This window comes from Eudoraea sp., assembly GCF_049665975.1.
Taxonomy (GTDB): Bacteria; Bacteroidota; Bacteroidia; order Flavobacteriales; family Flavobacteriaceae; genus Eudoraea.
This window is the reverse complement of sequence record NZ_JBATGR010000238.1, coordinates 1-2,402: the sequence shown is the minus strand read 5'-3', so window position 1 is coordinate 2,402 and position 2,402 is coordinate 1. Positions and strand designations below refer to the sequence as shown.

Annotated in this window: 5 protein-coding genes; 3 read left to right on the top strand and 2 right to left on the bottom strand. The window is 38.5% G+C overall.

What is annotated here, in order from left to right:
• From WBN20_RS08810 to WBN20_RS08800, 3 genes are all read left to right on the top strand, one after another.
• Window positions 1-257 (top strand): RidA family protein (locus WBN20_RS08810; RefSeq protein ID WP_424281420.1); only part of this gene is annotated, 257 nt, incomplete at its 5' end.
• 9 nt (window positions 258-266) lie between these two features.
• The gene (locus WBN20_RS08805) at window positions 267-641 is read left to right on the top strand and encodes a VOC family protein (RefSeq protein ID WP_424281419.1); all 375 of its coding nucleotides are present in this window, start codon (window positions 267-269) and stop codon (window positions 639-641) included.
• Window positions 642-809: 168 nt separating this feature from the next.
• On the top strand, window positions 810-1,310 hold the full coding sequence (locus tag WBN20_RS08800; RefSeq protein ID WP_424281418.1) for a hypothetical protein: 501 nt from the start codon (window positions 810-812) through the stop codon (window positions 1,308-1,310).
• A 25-nt stretch (window positions 1,311-1,335) separates the two neighbouring features.
• On the opposite strand, the gene WBN20_RS08795 is transcribed toward WBN20_RS08800, so the two are convergent.
• Both WBN20_RS08795 and WBN20_RS08790 read right to left on the bottom strand, forming a co-directional pair.
• Window positions 1,336-2,103: an HpcH/HpaI aldolase family protein gene (locus WBN20_RS08795; RefSeq protein WP_424281417.1), complete on the bottom strand. Its 768-nt coding sequence runs from the start codon at window positions 2,101-2,103 to the stop codon at window positions 1,336-1,338.
• A 26-nt stretch (window positions 2,104-2,129) separates the two neighbouring features.
• A partial coding sequence (locus WBN20_RS08790; protein ID WP_424281416.1) for a phytanoyl-CoA dioxygenase family protein occupies window positions 2,130-2,402 on the bottom strand: 273 nt, incomplete at its 5' end.

Genomic DNA, 2,402 nt, shown 5'->3' with positions numbered 1-2,402 from the left:
TAGGAGATTTTGAACAACAAATGAAAAATTGCTACGCAGATCTGGATAAGATATTAAAGCATTACGGTTGCACTTTTGACGATGTTATTGTTGAAAATGTATTTACGACTAATATGTCTTTATTTCTGGAACACGCCGCTTATAGGAATACTATTTATACCAAACAATTTCCTACAGGTTCCTGGCTTGGGGTTAAGGAATTGGCATTACCTGAATTTATGATAGAGATTGAATTGGAAGTGCATAAAAAGGAATAGATCATTTAAATGAACTTAAATCAAATAACTGTTCCATCGCTGGATTTAACTAAATCCATTCCTTTCTATGAAAAATTGGGTTTAAAACTAATTGTTAAGGCCTTACCACATTACGCAAGATTTGAATGTCCTGAAGGGGATAGTACTTTTTCCATTCACCAAACCGAGAAACTGCCTTCAGGAGATGGAATATATGTGTATTTTGAATGCGAAGATCTGGATGAGTACGTAGGTAAACTATTTTCCAAAGGAATCGAATTTGATGAATTACCCAATGACAAACCATGGCTATGGAGGGAAGCAAGATTAAAAGATCCTGATGGTAATCTGGTAATACTTTATTACGGTGGAGTGAACAGGAGAAATCCTCCATGGAAAATTTAAAAATTAAGCCTGGCATGACACAGGTTCTGCCAAATAATTGAATGTTTCTGAATTTTCTCGTAATATTTTTCTATTTTTAAATACTCTCCCGAAGACAGCACATACCGCCCTGATTGTCTTAGTAACCTGATATTTTATATATAAGACAAATTTTTAGATCTCTTAAATATGCTGATATCCATCCAAACTGGTTTTCCGAAGATCCTTGTTCTAGCGCTTGCAATTCTAAGCTGCACTGCAATTTATGCTCAAAAAGAAAAAAATAAGTCAGCCCCGTTTGTAAGAGTTTATGACTTAAATGGCACAAAAATATCCAAGGGTAGAATTGTTAGTGTAACTGACTCCTCCCTAGTATTGGGTCCCAAAGATAAAACAGTTAATATTGAGGTGAGCAAAATCGGTTTAATAAAAACAAAACGATCTGTGGGAAATAACATACTTATAGGTGCTGCCATAGGCACAGGTACCGGTGCAATATTGGGTTTTGCAACAGGTGGCGAAAGTCAATTTTGGGGTAAAGGTGATGGTGCTGCCGCTGGAGGACTAACTATGGGGGCCATTGGTGCGGGAGTAGGCGCAATAATCGCAATTTTTAAAAAGTCAGATACCTACGATATTGAGGGCGATATCACAAAATGGAAAGCCTTCAGGGAAGTGATGGATCAATAAAACCCCCAACCCAAAAAGGCATTGGTTAGTGATTCGTTAAACCTGTGGTTATGTTTTTGAATGCATTTAAAATTAAGCCCGTATCAACAGCATAAGAAATATATTGAACCCCTGTTTTTTCCCACCTTTTTGCGTCTTCAACGGTTTCCACAAAAGTACCCACTACCTTACCACTTTTTTTTGCCAAAACAATCGCTTCTTCCATTCGTTTTACAACCTTTTCATGGTGCACTTGTCCGGGCACTCCGCAGGATTGAGACAGGTCATAAGGTCCTAAAAAGATAACATCAATTCCATCACACTTGAGAATAGAAGGTAAATTTTCCAGGCCTTCCACCCCTTCAATATGGATGATGGTTAATATGCTATCATTAGATCTGCCAAAATGTTCAGCTTTATCAATGGCAGTATATACTCCAGCCCGCACATATCTACACATACCACGTTCTCCCTTGGGATGAAACAGAGCAGATTTCACTACTTTGTCTGCATCCCGGGCTGTAGAAATCTGTGGCACCTGAATACATTTTGCTCCAATATCCAATACGCGGAGAATAGATGTCTCACTATTTTCTGCAACCCTAACAACCGCTGTGATGCCTCTGGCTTCAGCTGCTCGTAGCATTTGCTGAACAGTTTCTATACTATATGGCCCGTGTTCCATATCAATTATCACAAAATCAAAGCCTGCCAAAGCCGCCAATTCCACAACTGCAGGATCCAGCATTTTGCAGAATGGCCCGAATACAGTTTGGCCTTCTGCCAAAGCCTCTTTCAAAATATTAGTTTTCATGGTTGTTTTTGGTTTAACATTCTATTCTACGGGTTGTATAATAATGGAAAAAATTTACCTTGCATTTTGCCTCCTTTCGGAATAACTGGAACTCCTGTTAATAGTTCTTCATCTGTATTGCTAACCGTGCCATCTGCAAATACATTGATCACAAATGCCCGCCTGCTCATTTCGGATTTGTTTTCATAAGAGCCATGAACCATTAAAGGGTGATGAAAGGTTCCAAAGCCCTTTTTCATTTCTATGGCAACCGGTTTAAACTCCTTTTTTTGCTCCTCAGTGAGATATTTCATTAATCC

Coding starts and splice junctions, on each gene's coding strand:
- WBN20_RS08800 (WP_424281418.1), top strand. CDS start 810: ATGCTGATATCCATCCAAACTGGTTTTCCGAAGATCCTTGTTCTAGCG.
- WBN20_RS08805 (WP_424281419.1), top strand. CDS start 267: ATGAACTTAAATCAAATAACTGTTCCATCGCTGGATTTAACTAAATCC.
- WBN20_RS08795 (WP_424281417.1), bottom strand. CDS start 2,103: ATGAAAACTAATATTTTGAAAGAGGCTTTGGCAGAAGGCCAAACTGTA.